Source organism: Georgenia satyanarayanai, assembly GCF_900116375.1.
GTDB classification, from domain to species: Bacteria; Actinomycetota; Actinomycetes; order Actinomycetales; family Actinomycetaceae; genus Oceanitalea; species Oceanitalea nanhaiensis.
Genome location: NZ_UETB01000001.1, coordinates 777,533 through 802,437, shown reverse-complemented (window position 1 = coordinate 802,437; position 24,905 = coordinate 777,533). Strand labels below are relative to the sequence as shown.

Annotated in this window: 21 protein-coding genes; 11 read left to right on the top strand and 10 right to left on the bottom strand. The window is 74.8% G+C overall.

Going from position 1 to position 24,905, the window contains the following annotated elements; translation table 11 throughout:
- Positions 1–4 precede the first annotated feature (4 nt).
- The gene (locus DSZ44_RS03545; protein ID WP_110851167.1) at positions 5–1,066 is read left to right on the top strand and encodes a mechanosensitive ion channel family protein; all 1,062 of its coding nucleotides are present in this window, start codon (positions 5–7) and stop codon (positions 1,064–1,066) included.
- Here the strand turns inward: DSZ44_RS03545 and hrpB are convergent.
- Entirely contained in the window at positions 1,063–3,570 is a 2,508-nt protein-coding gene (gene hrpB, locus DSZ44_RS03540; RefSeq protein WP_220035090.1) for an ATP-dependent helicase HrpB, read from the bottom strand. The two genes, DSZ44_RS03545 and hrpB, sit on opposite strands and share 4 nt — an antisense overlap.
- Before the next feature lie 62 nt (positions 3,571–3,632).
- On the opposite strand from hrpB, the gene DSZ44_RS03535 reads away from it, so the two are divergent.
- The 4 genes from DSZ44_RS03535 (at position 3,633) to pgi (ending at position 9,181) form a co-directional block, all read left to right on the top strand.
- Entirely contained in the window at positions 3,633–4,829 is a 1,197-nt protein-coding gene (locus tag DSZ44_RS03535; protein WP_110851166.1) for a carboxylate-amine ligase, read from the top strand.
- Positions 4,780–6,324, top strand: coding sequence for an FAD-dependent oxidoreductase (locus DSZ44_RS03530; protein ID WP_110851165.1), 1,545 nt, complete (start codon positions 4,780–4,782; stop codon positions 6,322–6,324). The genes DSZ44_RS03535 and DSZ44_RS03530 overlap by 50 nt, the downstream gene beginning before the upstream one ends.
- Positions 6,321–7,469 (top strand): FUSC family protein, encoded by a 1,149-nt coding sequence (locus DSZ44_RS03525; RefSeq protein ID WP_110851164.1) that lies wholly within the window; start codon positions 6,321–6,323, stop codon positions 7,467–7,469. Before DSZ44_RS03530 ends, DSZ44_RS03525 begins: the two co-directional genes overlap by 4 nt.
- 77 nt (positions 7,470–7,546) lie before the next feature.
- A complete protein-coding gene (pgi, locus tag DSZ44_RS03520) occupies positions 7,547–9,181 on the top strand; it encodes a glucose-6-phosphate isomerase (protein ID WP_110851163.1) in 1,635 nt (544 codons plus the stop codon).
- A 37-nt stretch (positions 9,182–9,218) separates the two neighbouring features.
- Here the strand turns inward: pgi and DSZ44_RS03515 are convergent, their stop codons facing one another.
- Complete coding sequence (locus DSZ44_RS03515) at positions 9,219–10,013, bottom strand: deoxyribonuclease IV (protein ID WP_110851162.1); 795 nt, start codon at positions 10,011–10,013, stop codon at positions 9,219–9,221.
- Positions 10,014–10,079: 66 nt separating this feature from the next.
- Here DSZ44_RS03515 and DSZ44_RS03510 point away from each other — a divergent pair, with 66 nt between their 5' ends.
- The 4 genes from DSZ44_RS03510 (at position 10,080) to DSZ44_RS03495 (ending at position 14,961) form a co-directional block, all read left to right on the top strand.
- Complete coding sequence (locus DSZ44_RS03510) at positions 10,080–10,988, top strand: serine hydrolase domain-containing protein (RefSeq protein ID WP_110851161.1); 909 nt, start codon at positions 10,080–10,082, stop codon at positions 10,986–10,988.
- Between the two features lie 176 nt (positions 10,989–11,164).
- Complete coding sequence (locus tag DSZ44_RS03505) at positions 11,165–12,271, top strand: GmrSD restriction endonuclease domain-containing protein (protein ID WP_258369184.1); 1,107 nt, start codon at positions 11,165–11,167, stop codon at positions 12,269–12,271.
- A gap of 144 nt (positions 12,272–12,415) precedes the next feature.
- Positions 12,416–13,156 carry a cohesin domain-containing protein gene (locus tag DSZ44_RS03500; protein ID WP_146237465.1) on the top strand — a complete coding sequence of 247 codons (741 nt, stop codon included), beginning with the start codon at positions 12,416–12,418 and terminating at the stop codon, positions 13,154–13,156.
- Entirely contained in the window at positions 13,153–14,961 is a 1,809-nt protein-coding gene (locus DSZ44_RS03495; RefSeq protein WP_110851159.1) for an amidase family protein, read from the top strand. Before DSZ44_RS03500 ends, DSZ44_RS03495 begins: the two co-directional genes overlap by 4 nt.
- 25 nt (positions 14,962–14,986) lie before the next feature.
- Here DSZ44_RS03495 and DSZ44_RS03490 read toward each other — a convergent pair whose 3' ends face one another.
- Complete coding sequence (locus DSZ44_RS03490; RefSeq protein ID WP_110851158.1) at positions 14,987–15,886, bottom strand: ribonuclease Z; 900 nt, start codon at positions 15,884–15,886, stop codon at positions 14,987–14,989.
- A 309-nt stretch (positions 15,887–16,195) separates the two neighbouring features.
- On the opposite strand from DSZ44_RS03490, the gene DSZ44_RS18185 reads away from it, so the two are divergent.
- Together DSZ44_RS18185 and DSZ44_RS03480 are read left to right on the top strand one after the other, a co-directional pair.
- The gene (locus tag DSZ44_RS18185; RefSeq protein ID WP_181424519.1) at positions 16,196–16,348 is read left to right on the top strand and encodes a hypothetical protein; all 153 of its coding nucleotides are present in this window, start codon (positions 16,196–16,198) and stop codon (positions 16,346–16,348) included.
- 760 nt (positions 16,349–17,108) lie between these two features.
- On the top strand, positions 17,109–18,128 hold the full coding sequence (locus DSZ44_RS03480; RefSeq protein WP_220035069.1) for an adenosine deaminase: 1,020 nt from the start codon (positions 17,109–17,111) through the stop codon (positions 18,126–18,128).
- Positions 18,129–18,285: 157 nt separating this feature from the next.
- On the opposite strand, the gene DSZ44_RS03475 is transcribed toward DSZ44_RS03480, so the two are convergent.
- From DSZ44_RS03475 to DSZ44_RS03445, 7 genes are all read right to left on the bottom strand, one after another.
- Entirely contained in the window at positions 18,286–19,458 is a 1,173-nt protein-coding gene (locus DSZ44_RS03475; protein ID WP_110851156.1) for a GDSL-type esterase/lipase family protein, read from the bottom strand.
- A gap of 183 nt (positions 19,459–19,641) precedes the next feature.
- Complete coding sequence (locus tag DSZ44_RS03470) at positions 19,642–20,223, bottom strand: hypothetical protein (RefSeq protein WP_110851155.1); 582 nt, start codon at positions 20,221–20,223, stop codon at positions 19,642–19,644.
- A gap of 12 nt (positions 20,224–20,235) precedes the next feature.
- Complete coding sequence (locus tag DSZ44_RS03465; RefSeq protein ID WP_110851154.1) at positions 20,236–21,384, bottom strand: zinc-dependent alcohol dehydrogenase; 1,149 nt, start codon at positions 21,382–21,384, stop codon at positions 20,236–20,238.
- 67 nt (positions 21,385–21,451) lie between these two features.
- Complete coding sequence (locus DSZ44_RS03460; protein WP_110851153.1) at positions 21,452–22,222, bottom strand: cytochrome c oxidase assembly protein; 771 nt, start codon at positions 22,220–22,222, stop codon at positions 21,452–21,454.
- On the bottom strand, positions 22,219–22,656 hold the full coding sequence (locus tag DSZ44_RS03455) for a DUF2243 domain-containing protein (protein WP_110851152.1): 438 nt from the start codon (positions 22,654–22,656) through the stop codon (positions 22,219–22,221). Before DSZ44_RS03455 ends, DSZ44_RS03460 begins: the two co-directional genes overlap by 4 nt.
- A gap of 60 nt (positions 22,657–22,716) precedes the next feature.
- Positions 22,717–23,841, bottom strand: coding sequence for a 23S rRNA (uracil(747)-C(5))-methyltransferase RlmC (gene rlmC / locus DSZ44_RS03450; RefSeq protein ID WP_110851151.1), 1,125 nt, complete (start codon positions 23,839–23,841; stop codon positions 22,717–22,719).
- Positions 23,842–23,943: 102 nt separating this feature from the next.
- Positions 23,944–24,891, bottom strand: a complete 948-nt coding sequence (locus DSZ44_RS03445; RefSeq protein WP_110851150.1) for a carbohydrate kinase family protein — start codon at positions 24,889–24,891, stop codon at positions 23,944–23,946.
- Between the last annotated feature and the right edge of the window lie 14 nt (positions 24,892–24,905).

Genomic DNA, 24,905 nt, shown 5'->3' with positions numbered 1-24,905 from the left:
ACGTATGGATGAGCTCTGGCCGTTCCTCAGATGGGTCGTCGCCGTCGCCTCGGCCGCGGCGGTCGTCGTCGTCGTCATGCTGGTCGTGGACCGGGCGATCCGGCGCGGGCGCGCCCGGGTACCCGCGCTGGTCCAGGGATGGTTGCGGGTGCGCCGGCCGCTGGCCGCCCTGCTCCTGGCGATCGCGTTGCGCGTCGCGTTCGCGGCGACGGCCGAACGAGGCACCGTGCGCGAGATCGGGCTGCACGTCCTGCTCGTGCTCACCATCGCCTCGGCGGTGTGGTTCGCCGCCACCATCGTCGTGGCCTGGCTCGAGCACACCCGCCGCCGCGTCGTCGCCCGCAAGGAGGACGACCGCGACCGACGGCGCACCCGCACCCAGATGCTGCTCATCCAGCGCCTGGTCAACGCCGCCTTCGTCGTCCTCGGCGTCGCGATGGTCCTCATGACCTTCCCCGGCGTGGAGCAGGTGGGTGCGACGATCCTCGCCTCCGCGGGCCTCCTCAGCGTCGTGGTGGGCATCGCGGCGCAGAGCAGCCTGGGCAACCTCTTCGCCGGGCTGCAGATCGCCTTCACCGACGCGGTGCGGATCGGGGACGTCGTCGAGGTCGACGGCACGTGGAGCACGATCGAGGACATCACGCTGTCCTACGTCGTCGTCAGCATCTGGGACGAGCGCCACAAGGTGCTGCCCTCGACCTACTTCACCTCCCAGCCCTTCATCAACTGGAGCCGCACAGGAGACACGGTCACCGGAGTCGTCCACCTCGAGCTCGACTGGCGCACCGACATCGACGCGCTGCGCGCCGCGTTCGACGCGTACGTGTCCCAGCACCCCGCGTGGGACGGCCGCGGGAAGTCCCTCCTCGTCACCGACTCCACCGGTGGCCACATCACCGTGCGCGCCCTGGTGACCACCGCGAACACCGGCGACGACTGGACGCTGCGCTGCGACGTGCGCGAGCACCTCGTCGTGTGGCTGCGGGAGAACGACCCGCAGGCGCTGCCGGTGCGGCGCCTCACCATGTCGCCGGACCCGGCGGCGGGCGGCGAGCAGCCCGCCTAGGTCCGCCGTCCATTGCTCGTGCGCGTCGTCGGGGCGGCCGTCGCCGGGTCCTCCGGCCACGGGTGCCGCGGGTAGCGCCCACGCAGGTCGGCGCGCACCCCGGGGTACCCCGTGCGCCAGAACCCGGCGAGGTCCGCCGTCACCGCCGCCGGGCGACGTGCCGGGGAGAGCAGCTCGAGTACGAGCGGCACCCGTCCGCCGGCGAGCGCCGGCGCGCCGCCCCACCCGAAGACCTCCTGGAGGCGCGCCGCGAGCGTGGGCCGCGAGGGGTCGGAGTAGTCGACCCGCAGCGCCGAGCCCGCCGGGACGGTCACCCGCTCCGGGGCGAGCTCGTCCAGCCGGCCGGCCTCGGGCCACGGGAGCAGCCGCCGCAGCGCCGTCGTCGTGTCGAGACGGGCCAGGTCCCGGTTGCTGCGCACCCCGGCGAGGTCGGGCCCGAGCCACTGCTCGACCCGCTCGAGCAGCGCGTCGTCCGAGACGTCGGGCCACGGCGCGCCGAGGGCGGCATGCAGGAAGGCGAGACGCCGGCGCAGGGACACCGCCCCCGCCGGCCACGGCACGAGGTCCAGGCCCTCACGGCGCAGCCCGTCCTGGACGGCGGCAGCCACGAGCGCCGCGGAGGGGCGAGGCAACGGCTCGCTGGCGAGCTCGATCGCGCCCAGCCGCTCCACGCGCCGCGCCACCAGCCGGCCCTCGCGCCACGCGACGTCCTCCACGGTCCGCAGCAGCCCTGCCGCCGCCTCCCGCGCGGTGGCCTCGTCGATCGGCGCCGCCGAGCGGATGAGCGCGTCGCGCTCACCCGGCGCGCGGGTGGCGTCGGCGACGGCGAGCCACTCGGTGCCGGCCAGCGTCCCACCGGCCAGCCGCGCGCCCGCTCCCCCGGCCAGCAGGTAGTGGTCGCTGTTCTGCCGGCGGCGCGCGACACGGTCCGGGTGGGCCAGTGCCGTGACGAGCCCGACGGCGAGGTCGAGCTGCGTGACATGGTCGTCCCGGCGCGCGTCCGCCCCACCGCGCCGGGTCGCCAGGCGCTCCCAGCGGTCCGCCTCCCGGCGCCAGCCGCTGCGGCCACCGGCCCTGAGCCGGCGCAGCGCCGCGGTGAGGTCGGCATCGCCCCCGCCGCCGTCATCGGCGAGCATCGCCACGACCTCCGCCGCGGTCCGCGCGCCCACCGCCCGGGCGCCGTCGAGCAGTGCTCGGGCCAGGCGCGGGTCCGCGCCGACGTCCGCGATCGCCCGGCCACGCGGGGTGGCCGTGCCCTCGGCATCGAGCGCACCCAGCTCGACGAGCAGCTCGGTCGCCGCCGCGGCCGCCTGGGCCGGCGGAGGGTCGAGGAGCGCCAGTCCCCTTCCGCCGGGGGCGCCCCACAGGGCGAGCTCGAGCATCGGCCCGGCGAGGTCCGCCGTCGCGATCTCCGGCTCGGGGTGGGGCGCGAGCATGGCGTGCTCCGCGGCCGACCAGCACCGGTAGACGGTGCCCGGGCCCTGCCGCCCGGCACGCCCCGCACGCTGCTCCGCGGCCGCCTGGCTGACGCTGCGGGTGACGAGGCCGGCCAGTCCGCGGTGGTGGTCGGTGCGTGGTTGGCGGGCCAGCCCCGCGTCGACGACCACCCGCACGCCGGGCACGGTGAGGGAGGACTCGGCCACCGCCGTCGAGACCACCACGCGCCGATCGGCGCCGGGCCGTAGCGCGCGGTCCTGCTCGGCGGCCGGGAGGCGCCCGTGGAGGGGCAGTACGGTGGCCTCGCCCCCGCGGAGGCGGGCGGCGACGTCGTCGACCTCCCGCGCGCCGGGGAGGAAGACGAGGACGTCACCGTCCTGCTCGGCCAGGGCCCGGTGGGCCACGCCCGCCACGTGGGCGAGGAACTCCGGGCTGGTGCCCCGCGGCGTGAACCGGGGCGCGGTCCGCGGCGGCGGGCACCACACCGTCTCGACCGGGTGCAGGGCACCGGGGACGGTGACGACGGCGGTCCCCTCTCCGAGCAGCGCCGCCACGCGGTCGGCCTCGACGGTCGCCGACATCGCCACGAGGGCGAGGTCCTCGCGGAGCGTCGCCCGCGCCTCGACAAGCATGGCGAGGAGGAGGTCGGAGTCGACCTGCCGCTCGTGGACCTCGTCGAGCACGACGGCGCGTACACCGGGCAGCTCGGGGTCCCGCTGGAGGCGGCGCAGGAGCGTGCCGGCGGTGACCATCTCGACGAGCGTCTCCTCACCGACCTGCCGCTCCCCGCGGACGGAGAAGCCCGCGACGCGTCCCACGGGCTGCCCGAGGAGGCCCGCGAGGCGGCGTGCCGCAGCCCGCGCCGCGATGCGCCGCGGCTGGGTGACGACCACCCTGCCGCCGAGGGCGACGGCGAGCGCCGGGGGCACGAGCGTGGTCTTCCCGCTCCCCGGCGGGGACTGCAGCACGGCGGTGCCGCCGGACGTCACCGCCTGCACGAGGTCTGCCAGGCCCTCGGCCACGGGCAGGGACGGCGGAGCGGCGAGGAGCGCGGAGAGATCGGACACGGCCACGCCCCCAGTGTGCCGCCCGCCGTGCCGACCGGGCGCCCCCACGACACACTGGCCGGATGAGGACACTTGGAGTGGAGGAGGAGCTGCTGCTCGTACGCAGCGGCACGGGCCAGGCCGTCTCGGTGGCGCAGCAGGTGCTGCGGCGGGCCGACGTCATCGGGGACGCGTCCCCGGACGGTTCCGGCCCCGCCGGCACACCCGGGGAGGCCGGTTCCGCCCTGGAGGGCGAGCTGCAGCGTCAGCAGGTCGAGACCGGCACCGCCCCGCACCACCACCTCGTCGACCTCCACGAGGAGCTCGTGTCGTGGCGCGCCCACGCAGAGTCGGCCGCCCGACGTGAGGGCGCCCGGGTCGTCGCCCTCGGCACCTCCCCCTTCCCGGTCGAGGCCAAGGCCGCGCCGGACGAGCGCTACCGCCGCATCGTCGACCACTTCGGGCGGCTCGGCAGCGAGCAGCTCGTCTGCGGGTGCCACGTCCACGTGGGCGTGGAGTCCGACGAGGAGGCGATCGCCGTCCTCGACCGCGTGCGCGTGTGGCTGCCCACCCTCCTGGCCGTGAGCGCCAACTCCCCGTACTGGGAGGGCGAGGACTCCGGCTACGCGAGCTACCGCGCCCAGGTCATGGGCCGCTGGCCCTCGGCGGGGCCGCCGGACCTGTTCGGCTCGCACCGCGGCTACCGCGAGCGGGTCGAGGCGATGGTCGCGAGCGGCGTCGTCCTCGACGAGGGGATGGTCTACCTCGACGCCCGGCCCTCGCGCTCCTACCCCACCCTGGAGTTCCGGGCGGCGGACGTGTGCCAGGACCCGCGTGACGCCGTCGTCGTGGCCGCCCTGTGCCGGGCGCTCGTCGAGACCGCCGCCGAGCAGTGGGCCGCCGGGAAGGCTGCGCCTCCGGTACCCACCCAGCTGCTCCGCCTCGCCACCTGGCAGGCGAGCCGGTTCGGCCTGGCCGGCGACCTGCTCGACCCGTACACCAGCCGCCCGCGGCCCGGGGCGGAGGTGGTCGGCGCCCTCGTCGACCACGTCCGGCCGGCGCTGCGGGAGGCCGACGACGATCTCGCCCTCGTCGAGGAGGGCATGGCCCGCCTGCGGGAGGTCGGCACGGGCGCCGACCGCCAGCGGCGGGAGCTGGAGCGCACCGGGAGCCTGGGCGACGTCGTCGCGGCGGCGGTGCGCACGACGCACGGACTGGACGGAGAGGGACATGACTTCACTGTGGCTGGCATCGGCGTCGGACACGGGTCGGGGAGGTGAGCGCCTCGCGACCGAGCCGGTCGGTGGACGCTACGACGTCGCCGTCGTCGGCGCGGGCCTGACAGGACTGACGACGGCGGTCCTGCTCGGCCGCGCCGGCCTCACGGTCGTCGTCCTCGAGGGCCGCTACGTCGGCGCGGGGACGACCGGCCACTCCACCGCCAAGGTCTCCCTGCTCCAAGGGACCCGGATGTCGGCGATCGCGGCCCAGCACGGCCCTGAGGTGCTCGGCAAGTACGTCGCCGGCAACCGGCTCGGGCAGGAGTGGCTGCTCGCCGAGTGTGCCCGCCACGACGTCCCCGTCCAGCGCCGCGCCGCCGTCACCTACGCCGCCGGTCCCCAGCAGCTGCCCGCCGCCGAGGCGGAGCACCAGGCCGCCCTCTCGGCGGGCCTGCCCGTGGAGTGGCGCGAGTCCTTCGACGCGCCCTTCCCGGCGCTCGCGGGCACCTGGCTGCCCGAGCAGGCCCAGGTGGACCCGATGGACGTGCTCGCCGCTCTCGTCCTCGAGGCCGAGGCGGCCGGGGTGGTCGTGCGCACCGCCGCCCGGGTCACCGACGCGCACGGCAAGGACGGCGCCGTCGTCACCACGCGCGGGACCGTGCACGCCGACTGCGTCGTGCTGGCCACCGGCATCCCCTTCGCCGATCGCGGCGGCTACTTCGCGCGCCTCGAGCCGCAGCGCTCCTACGCCCTCGCCCTCGCCGTGCCGCAGCCCACCGGCCTGCAGATGTCCATCACCGCCGGGGCGCCCATCCGCTCGGTCCGCACCGCACCCGCCGATGACGGGGAGATCGTCATCGTGGGCGGCGCCTCCCACGTCGTCGGGCGGGCCGACTCCCCGCGGGCGCGGGTGGAGAACCTCCTCACGTGGTCACGGCGCTGGTTCCCCGACGCGCGCGTGGTGGGCCGGTGGTCCGCGCAGGACTACCACCCCGTCGACGAGCTGCCCTACGTGGGACCCCTCCTGCCGCGGGACTCCCGTGCCCTCGTGGCCACCGGCTTCGCCAAGTGGGGCATGACCAACGCGGTCGCGGCCGCGCACATGCTCGCCGGACACCTCACCGGGGACCTGCCCGAGTGGGGCGACGCCTACCGCAGCTGGCGCCGCCGTGAGATGACCGGGCTGGCCGAGGCGGTGCGGCTCAACGCCGCGGTGGCCGCGCAGATGGCCGGCGGCTACGCCCGCGCCCTGACGAACCCCGAGCCCGGCGGCAGGCCGGCGCCGGAGGAGCCGGAGCCGGAGACGGCGGCCACCACGGACGACACCCCCGCCGAGGGCATGGGCTGCGTGGTGCGCCGGGGCCTGCACCCCGTGGCCGTCTCGACGGTCGACGGCGTCACCCGTGCCGTCTCCGCGGTGTGCCCCCACCTGGGTGGCGTCGTCCGGTGGAACGACGAGGAGCGGTCCTGGGACTGCCCGCTCCACGGCTCACGCTTCGCCGCCGACGGCGAGCTCCTCGAGGGCCCGGCCACCCGGGGGCTGCCGGCCCGATGAACGCCTCGCAGCAGACCGCGCACACGCAGTGGCGCACGCGGGTGGCGCTGCCACGCGACGTCACCCGCCCGTCGTGGTGGCGCGAGCAGTGGCGGCGCAACCCGCGGATCGCCCTGGCGATCCGCGCGGCCCTCGCCGCCGCGATCGCCTGGGCGCTGGCGGGGGTCATCCCGGGCGAGCTCGCGGACGAGTACCCGTACTACGCGCCGTTCGGCGCGGTGATCGCCACGACCTTCACGCTCGCGGGATCCGTGCGCGACTCCCTCCAGTCGGTCGGCGCGATCGCGATGGGTGGGCTCGTCGGGATGGGGGTCGACCTCCTGCCCGTCACGGGCGTCATCTCCATCGCCCTCGCCGTCGTGGCCTCCGTCGTCCTCGCGGGGTGGCGCCGGTTCGGGTCGATGGGCGGCTGGGTGCCGACGGCGGCGCTGTTCTCGCTCATCATCGGGAACCCGGACGGCGCCTACGTCAGCGCGTACGCCGGCCTCACGCTGCTCGGTGCGCTCGTCGGCATCACCGCCAACGCCGTGTTCCCGCCGCTTCCCCTCGCGCCCGCACAGTCCGCGGTGCGCCGCTTCCGAAGGACCCTCGCCGGGGACCTCGGCGAGCTGGCCGACCTCATCGAGAGGGAGGAGCTGCCGACGCTCGCCGAGTGGCAGCGCGACCACGCCTCCTCGCCGCGTGAGCGTGCGCAGATGCACACCGCGGTGACGGAGATCAGCGAGGCGGCGCACCGCAACCGACGCGCCCGCCGGTACAGCGGGTCGATCGACGCGCTCCAGGAGGAGGCGCGGGTGCTCGACCGGCTCGGACTCGTCGTCAGCGACCTCGCCGACCTCCTCCTCGGTGACGTGGGCTCCGGCCGTATCGACCGGTCGGACGTGCTCGCCGGGGACAGCGGGGCACGCGTCTGTGCGGCCCTGCGGACGATCTCCGCGGCGCTGGAGAACACCACGCCGGCAGGGACGGCCGACCCCCACGTCTCCTCCGACGAGACACCGCTGTCGAGCGCGCACGCCTCGGACGCCGTCCAGGACGCGCGCGACGTCGCCCCGCGGAACGACGACCAGGTGCTCTACGACGGCATCGTGCTCTCCCTCGAACGCGCCGTCGACTCCCTCGCCCGGGTCGAGCGCAGCGACTGAGACGGACGGCCGTCGCGCCGGGCGCGCTCACGCGCCATGATGAGGGCAGCCGTCCCCGAGCCCCTGGAGCAGCAGCTGTGTCCCAGCCACACGACATCTCGACCACGCCGCAGTGGGCCGCCCTCGAGGAGCATGCCGCCGCGACGTCCGGCACCACCCTGCGCGAGCTCTTCGCCGCCGACCCGGAGCGCGGTGGGCGACTCGCCGTCGAGGTGGGCGACCTGTACGTCGACTACTCCAAGAACGGGGTGACCGACGAGACGCTGCGGCTGCTCACCGACCTCGCGCGCGCGGCCGGCGTGCCGGAGCGGGTCGAGGCGATGTTCCGCGGCGAGCACATCAACACGACCGAGGACCGTGCCGTGCTGCACACGGCGCTGCGCGCGCCCCGTGGCACCGAGCTGGTCGTCGACGGCCAGGACGTCGTCGCCGACGTCCACGACGTCCTCGACCGGATGGCCGCCTTCAGCGGGCAGGTCCGCAGCGGGCAGTGGCGCGGCCACACCGGCCGGCGCATCACCCGAGTCGTCAACATCGGCATCGGCGGCTCGGACCTCGGACCGAAGATGGCCACGGTCGCCCTCGCCCCCTACGCGGACCCGGCCATCACCAGCGCGTTCGTCTCCAACGTCGACGGCGACGACATCGCCCCCGTCCTCGCCGCCGCGGACCCCGAGGAGACGCTCTTCGTCGTCGCGTCCAAGACCTTCACGACGATCGAGACGATCACCAACGCGACGACCGCCCGCGAGTGGCTCGTCGCCGCCCTCGGTGACCGCTCCGCCGTCGCCAAGCACTTCGTCGCGGTGTCGACGAACGCCGAGCAGGTCGCCGAGTTCGGCATCGACACGGCGAACATGTTCGGGTTCTGGGACTGGGTGGGCGGCCGGTACTCGATGACCTCCGCCGTCGGGCTCTCCCTCATGATCGCCATCGGCCCCGGCCACTACCGCGACATGCTCGCCGGGTTCCACGCGATGGACACGCACTTCCGCACCGCTCCGCTCGAGCGCAACCTCCCGGCGCTGCTCGCCCTCATCGGGGTCTGGCACCGCAACTTCCGCGGCTGCGCCACCCATGCGGTGCTGCCCTACAGTGAGTACCTCTCCCGCTTCCCCGCCTACCTCCAGCAGCTGGACATGGAGTCCAACGGCAAGTCCGTCACCCTGGACGGCGCGCCCGTCTCCGTGCAGACCGGGCCGGTCGTGTGGGGCGAGCCCGGCACCAACGGCCAGCACGCCTTCTACCAGCTCATCCACCAGGGCACCCAGACGGTGCCGGCCGACCTCATCGGCTTCGTCCACCCCGCCGACGACGTCCCCGGCCACCACGACCAGCTCACCGCCAACCTCCTCGCCCAGGCCGAGGCGCTGGCCTTCGGCAAGACCGCCGAGGAGGTCCGGGCGGAGGGGACGGCCGAGGAGCTCGTCGCGCACAAGACCTTTGCGGGGAACTCTCCCACGACCCTCGTCCTGGCCCCGCGGCTCACGCCCGCGGTGCTGGGCCAGCTCGTCGCGCTCTACGAGCACAAGGTCTTCGTCCAGGGCGTCGTGTGGGGGATCAACTCCTTCGACCAGTGGGGCGTGGAGCTGGGCAAGGTGCTGGCCAAGGCGATCGGGCCCGAGCTCGGTGCCGACGAGGAGCCCGAGCTCACCCACGACTCCTCGACCAACGCCCTCATCCGCCGCTACCGCCAGGCACGCCGAGGCTGACGCGGTACGTCCCCGTCCTCGCCCCGGGAGCAGCTCGTCAGCCGAGCTGCTCGCGCACCCAGGCGATGTCGGTGCGGTGCTCCTCGGCGCCGCCGGGCGTCTCGACGACCACCGGCGCTCCTGCCTCGCGCAGCAGCGCGGCGAGGTCCTCGAGCGGGAGGCTGCCCTGGCCGAGGTTGGCGTGCCGGTCGGCGCCGGAGTCGAAGGTGTCACGGCTGTCGTTGGCGTGGACGAGGTCGATGCGGCCGGTGACGGCCCGCACCCGCTCGACCAGCCCCGCCAGCTCCTCGCCACCGGCGTAGGCGTGGCAGGTGTCGAGGCAGAAGCCGACGTCCGCCCCGCCGTCGGCCTCCATCACCGCGGCCCACAGCCGCTCGAGCCGCTCCACGCCGCGCGCCATGGCGCGGGTGCCGCCCGCGGTGTTCTCGATGAGCACGGGGACCTTGGCGTCGAGCTGGTCGATGCACTTGCGCCAGTTGTCGAAGCCGACGGCGGGGTCGTCCGCGGCCAGGACGTGCCCACCGTGGACGATGATCCCGGCGGCACCGATCTCGGCCGCCGCGTCGACCTGCTTCTGCAGGAGCTTGCGGCTGGGGATGCGGATGCGGTTGTTCGTCGTCGCGACGTTGAGGACGTAGGGGGCGTGGACGTAGAGGGCGACGCCGGCCGCGGCCGCCGCCGCCCGCAGGGCCTCGGCACCACCGGCGTAACGGACCTCCGGCCCCTTCCAGCCCTGGGGGTCCCCGAGGAAGAGCTGCACCGCGTCCGCGCCGCGGGCCTGTGCCTCGGCGATCGGGTCGGTCTGGTCGACATGTGCTCCGACGACTGCCATGGGACCGACCCTAGCCGCTGGTCCGTACAGTGGGCCGCACCGCGACCCGACGAAGCGAGGACACCGATGACCGACGCCGCCCTGCTCACCGGCTTCCGCCTGCGCGACGCCGAGCGCAACCTCGGGGTCTACGGCATCCACCTGCACCGCGAGGGGCACGAGCCGGTCGAGCACCGGTTCCGCAGCGACGACACCGTCGAGGTCTACTCGGCGTCCAAGACTTTCGTCGCCGTCGCCGTGGGGATGGCACAGGCGGAGGGCCTGCTCGGGCTCGACGACGCCGTCGTCGGCTTCTTCCCGGGGGCGCCGCACGCCGACGGGGTGGAGCTCGTGACGGTGCGTCACCTGCTCCAGATGACGAGCGGCACCTCCTCCGCCTGGCACACACCGGTCCGCGGGGAGGAGCCGGACCTCCTCGGCTCGTTCCTCACCGCCGAGCTGCTCTCCCCTCCCGGGCAGCGGTTCGCCTACAGCAACGCCTGCAGCTATGTGCTGGGACGCATCGTCCAGGCCGTGAGCGGGCAGGACCTGCGCGACTACCTCGTGCCCCGCCTCTTCGACCCGCTCCGCATCGGCAACCCGCAGTGGCTGCGCTGCCCGCAGGGGTACAGCCTGGGAGCGGTGGGCCTGCAGCTGCGCACCAGCGAGCTCGCACGCCTCGGGCAGCTGCTCCTCCAGGAGGGCCGCTGGGAGGACGACCAGCTCGTCCCGGCGGACTTCGTCGCCGCGATGCACACCGACGTCGTCCCGACCGAGGGTTTCCCCGACCCCGAGTCGACGGTCGGGTACGGCTACCAGGTGTGGCGCTGCACGGTCGAGGACGCCTGGCGGGCCGACGGCAAGTACGGGCAGTTCTCGGTGGTCCTGCCACGGCAGCGGGCGGTCGTCACGATCACCGCGCACCACGAGGGCGTGGCCAACGACATCCTCCGGGCGGTCTGGGAGGAGCTCCTCCCCCTGCTGCCGGCGCCCTGACCCGGCGCGCCGCTGCCTCACCGGGCGTGCGGACCGGCCGATACTGGGTCGACACCTGCCGACCTGACGCCCCGTCGGTCACCCCCTGCGTGAGAGCGAGCCCGTGGACGACGCGCGCCCCCCTGCCCCGACCGCCGCGTCCCGGGTCCCGACGCTCTGGTTCGTGGGGCTCGCCCTTGCGCTCGTCCTCCCCGCCCTCGGGGGGGGAGCCGGCCGGCTCGCTCGTCGTCGGGGGCCTGTACCTCGTCCTCACGGCCGGCTGGGCGCTGCTGCGCCGGCGCGGCGGGGCCGGCGCGCTCGGTCGGCGCGGTCTCGGTGCGGTCCTCGGGATCGGCGTCGTCGTTGCTCTCGCGGGGGGTGCGGTGGCCGGACCGGCCGGGCCCGTCGCCGTGCCGTCCCCCGCGCCGAGCACCGCCGAGGAGCCTGCGCCGCGCGCGTCGGCGTCCGGCCGGGAGCCGGTCACGACCGAGCCGCCTTCCCCGTCCCCCGAGCCGGCGACGACGCCCGAGCAGACGCCCGAGGCGGGTGCGCCGGCGGCCGCGCTCGCCGCCGCCCGCGAGCTCGAGGTCAAGGGCCGCGCGCCGCGCACCGGCTACGCGCGCGACCTCTTCGGCAGCGGCTGGGTCGACACCGACCGCAACGGCTGCGACACCCGCAACGACATCCTCGCCCGCGACCTCACCGACCTCACCTACCGCCCCGGCACCCACGATTGCGTCGTCACCTCCGGCACCCTGGCCGACCCGTTCAGCGGGGAGACGATCGCCTTCGTCCGCGGCAACGACACGAGCACCGCCGTCCAGGTCGACCACGTCGTCGCGCTGTCGGACGCCTGGCAGAAGGGCGCGCAGCAGTGGGACACCGACACCCGCGTGCGCTTCGCCAACGACCCGCTCAACCTCCTCGCCGTCGACGGTCCGCTCAACGCGCAGAAGGGTGACGGCGACACCGCCACCTGGCTGCCGCCCGACCGCTCCTTCCGCTGCGCCTACGTCGCCCGCCAGGTGGGCGTCAAGCACGCCTACGGTCTGTGGGTGACCCAGGCCGAGCAGGACGCCATGGTGCGGGTGCTCGGCGACTGCCCGCAGGAGCCCCTTCCTACCGGGGACGCCGCCTCGGCGGTCACGTCACCCGTGCCCGGCACCCCGACCGCACCCGACGACGACGTCTCCTACGCCTCTTGCAGCGCGGCCCGAGAGGCAGGCGCCGCACCCGTCCACGCGGGCGACCCCGGCTACGGTCGCCACCTCGACCGCGACGGCGACGGCGTGGGCTGCGAGTGACCTGACGGCGCCGCCCGCTGCCCCTTCCGGAGCGGGAAACGCAGCGGTAACGTCCAGCACCCTTGGACGAAACACGTGCTGCCTACCGTCGCGCCTGGAGCGCAGCGCGGCTGCGCCGATGACGTCGACCCGGAAGGCAGGACCATGCCACCCAGACCTCGCCCACGCCGAGCAGCGATCGCCGCGCCCCTGTGCGCCGGCGTGCTCGTGCTCAGCGCCGCCCCCGCGCTCGCCGCGCCCGAGACCACCGGTCTCAGCCTCACCGTGCCCGCCACCGCGACCGTCGGGGACACGATCAGCCTCGGGCTCGAGCTCGGGGACACGGTCGACGTCTACGCCTACGCCCTCACCGTCGAGGCCGACCCCGACGTCCTGGCGGTCGTCCCCGACAGTGTCACGGGCCCGGGCGGCGGCTTCGACAGCACCGAGCCCACCGCTGCCGGGGTGACCGTCGTCCACAGCCGCCTCGGCAGCTCCCCCGCCCTCGCCGGTGACCTCGATGCGGGCGTGGAGCTCACCGTCGTCGGGGCCGGCACGACGAGTGTCGAGGTGGCCGTCGAGCTCGTCGGCGCCGACGGCACGACGACGACGCTGCCCGCCGTGGCGAGCGCGGAGATGATCGTCGCAGCGCCCACCCCCAGCCCCTCGCCCACCGACCCGGACCCGGCACCCACCGAGCCCGACCCGGCACCGGAGGAGCCCTCCCCCACGCCCACCGACGACGACGGCGCGCCCGCACCCACCGCCGCACCGCCCACCTCGGGCGGCGGCTCGCTGCCGTCCACCGGTCTCGACGCCCGCGGGCTCGGCGTGGCCGCGGCCGTGCTGGCCGCGCTCGGCGGCGCCGCCGTGCTGCTCCGCCGCCGGACGGGAGGTGCGCTGTGAGCACCCGCCGCCGCACCCTCGCCGCCGTCCCCGCCGTCGGGGCGCTCGTCGTCACCGGCGCCGCCCTCGCCCAGGCCCAGCCCCTCGAGGCCGAGACGCTGGTCCTGCCGCCCTTCTACGCCGAGCTCGACCTCAGCGGCGACGGCCGGGTGACCCCGGCGGACCTCGACCTCGTGGCCGACCACCTCGGCTCCCCCGCCGACGCGACCGAGTGGGGCGAGGTCGCCGACACCGACGACGACGGCACGCTCACCGTCGCCGACCTCGCCGCCGTCTCCCAGCGGATGGTCTACGACGACGGCCCCTTCGAGCTCGTCGAGGCCTCGGTCCTCGACATGCAGGCGGCCATGAACGCGGGCGTGACGACGTCCGTGGCCATCACCGAGGAGTACCTCGAGCGGATCGCCGCCTACGACCGCACGCTCCTCGACACCGAGGCCGCAGGCCGGCCCCTCAACTCGGTCATCGCGACGAACGACGGCGCCCTGGCCGCCGCGGCGGCCGCCGACGCCGAGCGCGCCGAGGAGGGGATGACGAGCCTGCTGCTCGGCGTCCCGGTGGCCGTCAAGGACAACGTCAACACCCGTGACATGCCCACCACCGGAGGCTGCGGGTGCTGGGAGGACAACCTCACCGGCACCGACGCCTTCATGGTCGAGGGCCTGCGTGAGGACGGTGCCGTCATCCTCGCCAAGGCGAGCCTGGACGAGTTCGCCTACGGCTTCGCCTCGGAGTTCTCCGCGGGTGCAGAGCCCGGCTCCACGTTGCTCGTCGCCAGCCCGTACAGCACGAGCCGCACCGCCGGCGGCTCCAGCGGCGGCACCGGCGCGGCGCTGGCGGCCAACCTCGCCGGCATCGGTTTCGGGACGGACACCGGCGGCTCGATCCGTGTACCGGCGTCCTACAACCAGCTCGTCGGCGTGCGCCCGACCGTCGGGCTCGTGAGCCGCGACGGGATCATCCCGCTGGCGCTCAGCCAGGACACCGCGGGCCCGATCACCCGCAGCGTCACCGACGCCGCCCTGGCGCTGGACGCCGTCGTCGGCGTCGACCCGGCCGACCCGGCGACCGCCGCACAGGCCGGGAAGGTGCCCGCCTCCTACGCCGCCTCCCTCGACGCCGACGCCCTCGCCGGCGCCCGGATCGGCTACCTCCCGTCGATGGTCGGCACCAACCCCACGACCGTCCGCCTCTTCGCCGAGGCGCGGGCCACGCTCGAGGAGCAGGGGGCCACGGTCGTCGAGCTCGAGGCGCCGGAGGGCCTCGCCGCGGTCCTGTCCGAGCCGAGCGGCAGCACCAACGAGTTCCGTCACGACCTCGAGGACTACGTCGAGAACCACCTCGCGCCGCAGGTGACGGCCCGCACCATCGAGGACATCCTCGCCACGGGCCACTACGTCGTCTCGCGGCAGCGCACCTACGAGCAGCGCGCGTCGATCAGCGAGGAGACCTACGAGGCGTGGGCAGGCCCCGAGGGCAGCCACACGCTGGCGCTGGCGCAGGGCAAGGAGCTCGTCACCGGGCTCCTCGAGGAGCACGACCTCGACGCCCTCGTCTACCCCACCGGCACGCCCTACGGGACGCAGGGCACCAACCTGCGCCTGAGCCCGAACACGGGGATGCCGGCGGTGAGCGTGCCCATGGGCCAGGCGACCGCCGAGGACGGCACCGTGCCCGGTGCGGGGGTCAACCTCGAGCTGCTCGGCCGCGACTACGCCGAGGGCACGCTGCTGGGCCTGGCCTTCTCCTTCGAGGAGGCGACCGGGGCGCGCACCTCCCCCGCGCTCTACGGCCCGCTCGGCTAGCGGGTGACCGGTCCGCCCGCCGTCGTCACGACGGCGGGCGGACCTCGCGCCGCCGCGGCATCGGCACCCGGTCGAGGTCGTGGGCGACGACGACGGCGGCACCTCCCGCCGTCGCCTCGGCCTGGTCCCGCAGCACCGTGAGGTCCGCGTACCGCGAGGAGAAGTGGGTGAGGAGGAGGGTGCGCACCCCGCCGGCGGCGGCCAGCGCCCCGGCCTGACCGGCGGTGAGGTGGAGGTACTCGCGGGCGAGCTCGGCGTCCTCGTCGGCGAAGGTCGACTCGGCGACGAGGAGGTGGGCGCCCTCGGCCAGCTCCTCGGCTCCCGCGCAGGGCGCGGTGTCCATGACGAGGGCGAAGCGCTGCCCGCGTCGCGGCACGCTCACGTCCTCGAGGGTGACGTCGCCCAGCCGTCCCTCCCGCTGCAGCCGCCCGACGTCCGGGCCGCTGAGACCGGCGGAGGCGAGACGGTGGGGCAGCAGGGTGCGCCCGTCGGGCTCGACGAGCCGGTAGCCGTAGGTCTCCACGCGGTGGTGCAGCGGCCGCACCTCCAGCCCGGGCGCCACCTCCCCGGCCGCCCCGTGCGGGTGGAGGTGCAGGTCCAGGCCGGGCGTCGCGACGGACACCAGCGCCCGGACCGTCTCCTCCCCGCCGGCCGGGTAGTGGAGGTGGACGGGGTGGGTGACGCCGTCGAGCACCATCCGGGACAGCACGCCGGGCAGGCCGTAGCAGTGGTCGCCGTGGACGTGGGTGAGGCAGATGTGGTGGACCTGCGTGGCCGAGACGCCGGCGTAGGTCAGCTGGCGCTGCGTGCCCTCGCCGGGGTCGAAGAGGTAGCCCCGCCCGTCCCACAGCAGCAGATAGCCGTTGTGGTTGCGGGTGCGGGTGGGCACCTGGGAGGCGGTCCCGAGGACGACGAGCTCACGCATGGGCCGAGTGTGCCCGCTCGGCGGGGGGACGGCCCGACGGTGCTCAGCCCGCGGAGCGTGCGGGCGCCCACGAGCTCGTCACCGCCCCGGAGCCGTGCGCGGCCCCGGCCGGTGAGGGCCTTCCTGCTGCGCCGCTCGGCCGGGGCGGCGGTCGCCGCGGCCGGCGGCGTCGAGGACCGCCCCTCGCCGTCCACGGTGGTCACCGGTGCCCCCTGCGGCGTCGAACTGCTCGAGTGTGCCGATCAGCAGAGTCGCCGCCGGCCTCGCACGCCGGGCTGCGACTCGCGCGGCCACCTTCTCGCGCGTCCGGTGGGTGTAGCCGTAGACGTCCGCAGCGACCGGGTGGGGCGAGCCCGCGAGGCGCTCGGGCAGATCCTCGGCCGCGAGGAGCAGGTCCGTGCGCTGTGGAAGGAGCCCCGCCGCCTCGAGGGTGACGTGAGCGAGGCCGGCCGAACGGGGTGACCGAGACGGGCACGAACGGTCCTCCGGGTCCCGCCGCGGCCCAGAGCGCGCGTCCGCGCGGGTCGCTCGCGGGACCGGCCAGCCGTTGGGCCGCCTCCACGTGCGTGGTCGCGTGGGCCTCGGTCGTCTCGCGGAAGCGAGGGTCGTCGGACGGGTGTCCCGGGGCGTCGCCGGGATCCGTCGGCAGCACCGAGTAGACGAGCACGCCGGCGTACTGCTGCCCCTGGTTCTGCGTGACCCAGCGCGAGACCACGTAGCCGTACCGGGTGGCGACCTCGTCCTCGTAGCGGATGAAGGCACTGATGCCGTCGGAGGTGAGCGGCAGCGTCCCGAGCGCCTCGACGAGGTGCCAGTAGGGCGTCCCGCCGTCGAACACGACGACGGGACGGGCGAACTCCAGCTCCTCGACGCGCGTCATGGCAGCCGGAGGGCCGAGCATGGCGCGGTGCGGGCCCTCATCGTGCTCGGGCCACGGTGAGGTCGGCGCCGAGCGCACGTAGCGCGGCGAGATCGATCCGCAGGTCAGCCATGGGCGCTCCCGTGTCGAGAACCACGCGGGCCGCTGCCCGCTGGGCGGGGTGCCAGACGCCCGCCGGGCCAGCATGCCGCGGTGGCTCGCTGCCTGGCGATGGGAAGAGGTGCCCATGTGTCACCGGGCGGCGCTGTCGGCCAGGGTTGCCCCACTGCTGCAGACGCCCGGTAGCCTGCCGGGTGCGCCGGCCGAGCGTGCCGGGCACCGGACCGACAGAGGAGCACACGCGTGACCGTGACGAGCGAGCTGCAGGACTTCATCGCCGGCCTGCCGAAGGCCGAGCTGCACCTGCACATCGAGGGCACCCTGGAGCCCGAGCTGAAGTTCGCGCTCGCCCAGCGCAACGGGATCGAGCTCGAGCACTCCTCCGCCGAGGAGGTGCGTGCCTCCTACGACTTCGACTCCCTCGCCTCCTTCCTCACGGTCTACTACGACTCGATGCGGGTGCTCGTCACCGCCGACGACTTCTACGACCTCGCGACGGCGTACCTCACCAAGGCGGCGAGCCAGAACGTGCGGTACGCCGAGATCTTCTTCGACCCCCAGGCGCACACCTCCCGAGGTGTGCCGTTCGCGACGGTCGTCGGTGGCCTGCGCCGGGCGCTGGTCGACGCACGCCGCGACCTCGGCATCCACGCCGAGCTCATCATGTGCTTCCTGCGCGACTTCACCGCCGAGCACGCGATGAGCACCCTCATGGAGTCCCTCCCCTACCGGGACTGGATCCTCGGCGTGGGCCTGGACTCCGACGAGCGCGGCAACCCGCCGGCGAAGTTCGCCGCCGTCTTCGCCCGCGCCCGTCAGGAGGGCTACCTCCTGACGATGCACTGCGACATCGACCAGGAGGGCACCCACGAGCACATCCGTCAGGTCATCGAGGACATCCGGGTGGACCGCATCGACCACGGCTCCAACGCCTTCGAGCGTCCCGAGCTCGTCGCGGCCATCCAGGAGCGCGGCCTCGGCCTCACGTGCTGCCCGATCTCCAACGGCTGGGTGGTCGACGGCGTCAAGGAGACCGAGATCGTCGGCCTGCTGGAGCAGGGCGTCAAGGTGACAATCAACTCCGACGACCCCGCCTACTTCGGGGGCTACGTGGCGGAGAACTACGAGCGCCTCGCCGAGGTCGCCGGGCTGGGCCGCGAGCAGCTCGCCCGGCTGGCCCGCAACTCCTTCGACATCGCCTGGCTCAGCGGCCGGGAGCGCGAGCGGTACCTCGCCGAGCTGGACGCCTACGCCGGCGCCTGACCACCGATCAGGATCAACTCAGCTCTCGCCGAGGGAGGGGCTGGCGAGGGAGGGGCCTCCCTCCCGCCGAGGGAGGGGCTGGCAAGGGAGGGGCCTCCCTCCCGCCGAGGGAGGGGCTGGCAAGGGAGGGGCCTCCCTCCCGCCGAGAGCTGAGTTGTTACGGGTTGCGTGCACCCCACGCACCGCCGAGGACCCGGGCGCGGAAGCGCTCAGCGATGCGGCGGTGGGTGGCGCCGTCGGGGTGCAGCTCGTCCGGCAGCGGCAGCTGCGCGTAGTCGCCGGCCCCGTAGAGCTCACGCCCGTCGAGGTAGAACAGGTGGGGGTCGGTGGCCGCCCGCTGGGCGACGATCGCGCTGAGCTCCTCGCGCACGACGGCGAGGGTGAGCTTCCCGGCGGCGACCTCGGCCGGGTCGCCGGTGGCGCGGAAGGCCGTCCGGCCGGCGGCCATCGCCTCCATGTCGAACGCGCCGGGGCCGGGCGTGTCCTCGTGGATCGGGGTGTGCAGCGGGGAGACGACGAGCAGCGGCGCGGTCGGGTGCCCGTCGCGCAGGGTGTCGAGGAAGCCGTGGACCGCCGGCCCGAAGACGCGGCGGCGCATGACGTCCCCGCCGACGACGTTGATGCCGATCTTCACGCTGAGCAGGTCCGCCGTGGTGTCGCGCATCGTCCGTGCGACGAAGGGGTCGAGCACGGCGCTGCCGCTGAACCCGAGGTTGAGGAGGTCGAGACCCGCGCCGAGCGCGACGAGCGCCGGCCAGGTCCCGGTGGGGTGCTCGGCGTTGGAGCCGTGGCTGATCGAGCTGCCGTGGTGCAGCCACACCGGCCGTCCGCTTCCCGTGGCGGGCCGGACCGGGGCGTCGGTGCGCAGCGCGACGAGCTCGACCGCCTCGTTGTGGGGCAGCCACAGCTCGAGGTCCTTGTCCCCTGCCGGCAGGCCGGTGAAGCGCACGGTGCCCACCTCGCCGGGCCGGTGCTCGGTGGCGCCGGTGGTCGTGTCGATGGTCACGGTGGTGGCCGTGGGGGCGACGGACTGAGCCACCAGGACGCCGTCCGCGAGGAGGTCGAAGACTCCCTCGGGCCGGGGCGGCGCACCGCGGAAGCCGTAACGGGTGGGCAGGACGTCCAGCTCGACGGCGGTGGCCGCGGTCCGCAGGGCGAGCCGGGCGCCCGCCGGCTGTCCCTCGGCGAGGTGGAGCTGCGGGTCGGCGCACTGGGCCCGCGCCCACGCCGGCAGCCGGTGCGGCACCACTCCGTGGGCGCCCCGCTCGAGCTCGAGGACTCCGCGCAGCACGTCGGTGGTGATCGGGGTCGTCGTCCAGCTCTGGCTCACGCCGCCTGCTTCCTGTCGCCCGTGCCGCTCGCCGGTCACGGCGGCGCCCAGCACCGTACCGCGCGGACCGGGACCGCCCGCAACGTTGGGGTCCTACCTCTCGCTCGTCCCGAGGCGTTGGAAGGGGCGACGCACGAGCGGGAGGTGCGACGCGAGCGGTGGGGGCCTTCGCGCCGGGGCGGATCAGTCCTTGGGGCCGCGCAGCAGGCGGCGCGCGCCTGCTACCGCGGCGGCGCCGGCGAGCACCCAGGGTCCGGCGACGAGGATCGGGTCGATCCACTGGTGGTTGACGTCCGCTCGCTTGCTCTCCCGGCGCGCGGAGAGTCCGTCGTGCGTGAGCTCGGTCCCGACGCCGGTCTCGGTGACCGGGTTGTCGGGCCGGCCGCTCGCGAGGGACCTCACGTGGCTCTCGAACGCGTCCACCCGGTCCCCGGCGATGAGCAGCAGCCAGTGAGCGGCGCGGGCCTCGCTGAAGCGCTCGTAGGCGTAGCGGCGGATCGCGCCGGACAGCCCGTGCAGCGGTGCCACGGTGCCGAAGACGGGGGTGAGTCTCATGTGCTCGATGGACTGCTCGCGGGGGTAGGTCTCCTCCTGCTGCTCCGGCAGGTCCCAGTGCGCGCCGGTGGGCTCCTCGCGCTCCTTGGGGTAGGACGGCCGGTCCGCGGGGTCGAGGTCCACGCCCCACCCGGGGATGCGGGCACGCAGCTCCTCGGCCGACGGAACCGGGGGTGCGGCGGAGGTGTAGACGGGGATGCGCTCGCTCATGTCTGTCTCCTCTCAGCTCGCGCTGGGCACGATCAGGGGCTTGATGCAGCCGTCGAGCTTGGCCGAGAAGAGGTGGTAGCCCTCGGCGATGTGCTCGAGCGGGATGCGGTGGGTGACGATCTCGCTCGGCTTGAGGTGCCCGTTCCTGATGTGTTCGAACAGGCGTGGCCACTGCCGCTTGACCGGGGCCTGGTTCATCCGCAGGGTGAGGCCCTTGTTGAGTGCGTCGCCGAACTTCACGGCGCTGAAGATCGGCCCGTAGGCACCCATGACGGAGATGGTGCCGCCCTTGCGCACGCCGTCGATGGCCCAGTTGAGCGCGACGGGCGAGCCGCCCTGGAGCTTGAGCTTGGCCGAGGTGACGTGCTGGAGGAGGTTGCCGTCGGCCTCGGCGCCCACGGCGTCGATGGCGACGTCCGCGCCCAGGCCGTCGGTGGTGCGCTTGAGGTGGACGACGATGTCGTCGAGCTCGGCGAAGTTCACCGTCTCGGCGTGGGCGAAGGTGCGCGCCTTCTCCAGCCGGTACTCGAGGTGGTCGATGACGATGACCCGCGCCGCGCCCATGAACCACGCCGTCTTGGCCGCGATGAGGCCGATGGGGCCGGCGCCGAAGACCGCGACGGTGTCCCCCTCGCGGATCTCCCCCAGCTGGGCGCCGAAGTAGCCGGTGGCGACGGCGTCGGTGAGCAGGACGGCGTCCTCGTCGTCCATCCAGTCCGGGATGACCGTCGGTCCGACGTCCGCGAAGGGCACCCGGACGTACTCGGCCTGCCCGCCGTCGTAGCCGCCGGTGGTGTGGGAGTAGCCGTAGATGCCGCCGACGGCGGTCGCGTTGGGGTTGACGTTGTGACAGTTGGACAGCAGCCCGCGGGAGCAGAAGTAGCACGAGCCGCAGGAGATGTTGAAGGGGACCATGACGCGGTCGCCCGGCGTGAGGTTCTGCACCGAGGACCCGACCTCGTGGACGACGCCGATGAACTCGTGGCCGAAGGTCGTCCCGACCCGCGTGTCCGGCATCAGCCCGTGGTAGAGGTGCAGGTCGGAGCCGCAGATGGCAGCCAGCTGCACCTTGACGATCGCGTCGTTCGGGTGCTCGATCCGCGGGATGTCCTTCTCCTCCACGCGGATCTTGTACGGGCCGCGGTAGACCATCGCGCGCACGGTGTCTCCTCCAGGTCGTCGGGCAGTCAGGGTGACACGGGCCACCTGGGGACGCGCGTCGGACGGCTCAGGCCTCGGCCACCCGCGTACCCGGGCTGGACGCACGCGGCCGCGCGCGTCGGTACCAGCCGGCGAGGAGCATGACGGCGAGGAGCAGCTCGGCGCCGTCGCCCCCGTAGTACATGAGCTGGGCGCCGGCCTCCGCGTGCGCCGTCCCGTGGTGGCCCTCCACCGCCCGCGCGTAGAGCGTCTTGGCGAGGTAGGCGTGGGCGCCGGCGGCGACGACGAGGACGCCCAGCCGCACCGGCAGCCCGGGCCGGTGCGGGGCGGGGTCAGGTCCGGCGACCGACCACGTGTAGAGCCAGCCGGCGAGGAGGAAGTGCGCCAGGACGACGGCGGTGAGGGCGGGGCTCGCGGCCGCGCGTTCGTGGAGCGGGGTGAGGTAGAGGAGGACCATCCCGCCGACGTTGAGGACCGCCGCGACCACCGGGTGGGAGAGCACCTGGAGCAGGCGGCTGCGCAGCAGGCCCGAGAGCCGGCGTGCACCGCGCGTCGGCAGGGAGCCGAGGGCGAGCCGGACGGGCGCCGCGGCCACCAGCCCCAGCGGCGCGTACATGCCGAGGAGCAGGTGCTGGGCCATGTGGGCGCGGTGGTCGCCGCCCGCCGCCTCCGTGAGCGGCGGCGCCAGTGCGGCCGCGGCGGTGAGCGCACCGGCCACCCAGGCGGCGGTGCGCCACGCCGGCCACGGAGGCAGGCCGGCCGGCCGGCGCGCGAGGAGCGTGAGGTAGCCGCCGACCAGGACGACGGCGGCGAGGGCGCCGGGCAGCCAGGGACTCATGCGCGCCGGGTGCGCAGGAGCAGGAGCATCCCGGCCAGGGCGAGCAGGGCCCCGGAGGCGAGCCACGCGACGTCGTAGGCGAGGAGGTCGACGTCGTAGCGCACCTGGTGGAGCCGCAGCACCTTGTGGACGACGACACCGTCGAAGAGCTGGAAGCCGCCCGCGCCGAGGAGGAGGCCCGCGGCGACGGCGCCGTGGTGCAGCGCGCGGCGCCGGGCGAGGTCGGCCACGAGGAAGATCCCGGCGACGAGCATGACGAGCTCGGCGGCGTGGAGCAGGCCGTCGGCCATGAGCCCGACCTGCGGGGTGGAGCGGTCGTAGAAGTGGTGCCAGGCGAGGATCTGGTGGAAGACGATCTCGTCGACGGCCGCCATGACACCCACGCCGATGAGCGCCGCGACCCAGGCCGAGCGCCGCCGGTCCGGTCCGTCCATCCCCGCTCCCTCCGTCGCCCCGAGCCTGCCACGGCAGGCGGCGGGCGGCAGCGGGAGGCCTCAGCGGCGCTCGAGCCGGACGAGCACCTCCGCGTGCGGCGTCTGCGGGAACATGTCGAGCACCTGGCCCTGGACGGGCACGAGCGAGGGCATGGCGGTGAGGTCGCGGGCGAGTGAGGTCGCGTTGCAGCTGGAGTAGAGGACGTGGCGCACCCCGGACTCCTCGAGCCAGCCCGCGAGCGTGGCGCCGATGCCGCGCCGCGGCGGGTTGACGATGACGAGCTCGGGAGACCGGGGCGCGGAGAGCGCGAAGGCGGTCGCGTCCCCGGCGAGGAAGCGCAGGGAGTCGAGCCCGGCGTCGAGCCGGCTGCGCTCGGCGGCGGCGACGGCCGCCTCGCTCGTCTCGATGCCCACGACCTCGCGTCCCGGTGCGGCGCAGTGGAGGGCGAAGCCGCCGACCCCGCAGTACAGGTCCCACACCGAGGACGGCGAGACCTCCTCCACCCACCGGCTGGCCTGGGCGTAGAGGGCCGCCGCGACGGCGGTGTTCGTCTGGAAGAAGCCCTGCGGGCGCAGGTGGAGGTCCACCTCCCCCAGGCGCATCGTCAGGGTCTGCTGCTCGGTGAGGAGGACCTCCTCCTCCCCCTCGACCACGGCCTTGTGCTCGGGCAGGAGGTTGACGGAGGCGACGGCGAGCCGCGGCAGTGCCTCGCGCAGCCCCGGCAGGTGCTTGCGGACCCGCGGCAGCGCCTCGGAGGAGCGCAGCACGAGGCGCACCATGAGCTCACCGTCGGGTGACTCGGTGACGACGAGGTTCTTCAGCTCCCCGCGCCGGCTGGGCACGTCGTAGGGGGTGAGTCCCGCCGTCGTGATGAACCGGGTGAGCGGCTCGAAGGCGGCGCGGATGCCCGGGGCGATGATGCCGCAGGCGCGCAGGTCGGTGCCGCGGCCCTCGGCGTCGAGGATGCCGAGCGTCGGTGCGCCGACGCTGCCCCCGACGACCATCTTCGCCTTGTTCCGGTAGCCGTCCTCGCCGCTGGCGAGCGGCTCGAGCCAGCGCAGCTCGCGGTGCGCGGCGAGCAGGGTGCGCACGTGCTCCTGCTTGCCGGCGAGCTGCTCGGCGTAGGGGCGCCCCATGAGGGTGCACGAGCCGCAGCGGGCGGCGTCGAAGTAGGAGCACTGCATGTCCGCTCCAGCCTACGGCCAGCGTCCGCGGGCCGGCGCTAGAGATCCGTCACCCTCGGGCGCCCCCTGCCCCCGGCGCTTGCGTCGCGCGTCCCGGCGGGGCTACCGGCCCAGGCGGGGGATGCCGCGGGCGGCGTCGAGCTCCTCGCGGGTGGGCGCGAGGCCGTCGGAGCGGGCGGCGACCGAGGCGGCGACGGCGGCGTTCTCGACGAGCTCGTGCAGCGTGCCCCACACCAGGGTGCGCAGGTCCGCGCGGTTGGCGACGCCCAGGAGGCCGGCCTTCCACAGCGCGTCGATCACACCGGCGACGAAGGCGTCCCCCGCGTCGGCCGCGCCCCGCCCGCTCACGGTGGCCGTCACGCCGACGGCGTTGGCGGCCCACGCGCCCTCCCCGGCCGCGGAGACGATGACGATGCCCGGTCCCGACCCGACCCACCGGCGCAGGACGTTCTCCCGCGCCTCGCCGGGGTAGAGCAGCTCGAGGTCACCGGTGGTGGCGATGACGACGTCGGCCGTGGCGACCATCGCCTCGACGCGGGACCGCAGCTCCTCGGCCCCGGCGGACGGCTCGCCCTGCAGGCCGGGTGTGAAGACGATCGTCGCGCCGGGACGGTAGGTGCTCACCGTGCGCGCCACGGTGTCGCCGGCCGGCCCGTGCAGCGCACTGGCCGAGCCGACGTGGACGACGAGCGGGTGGTGGAGCGGTCCGGACGGGCGCGTGCTGCGAGGACGGGTGCCGTCCGCCGTCATGCGCTCGACCGGGCGTCCGAGTCGCTCGAGCCCCTCGGCCACACGCGCTCCGGCGGCCTCGCGGCTGGCGACGTCGTCGACGACGACGAACGCGGGCGACTCGAGCACCCGCCGGTCGGTGAGGGTGGGCGTGGGGGCCCAGGCGAAGGTCGTGGGCGGCTTGCGGCCGTCGCCGAGGGTGGGGTCGTCGCTGCTCCGGCGCAGCGGGCTCTGCTGGTCCGGAGCCTTGCGCGAGGGCACCGAGGTCGGCGCCGAACGCTCCTGCTCGTCGGTGTCGATGGTCATCTCGGCGTCGCCCATGCGTTGTCCTACCC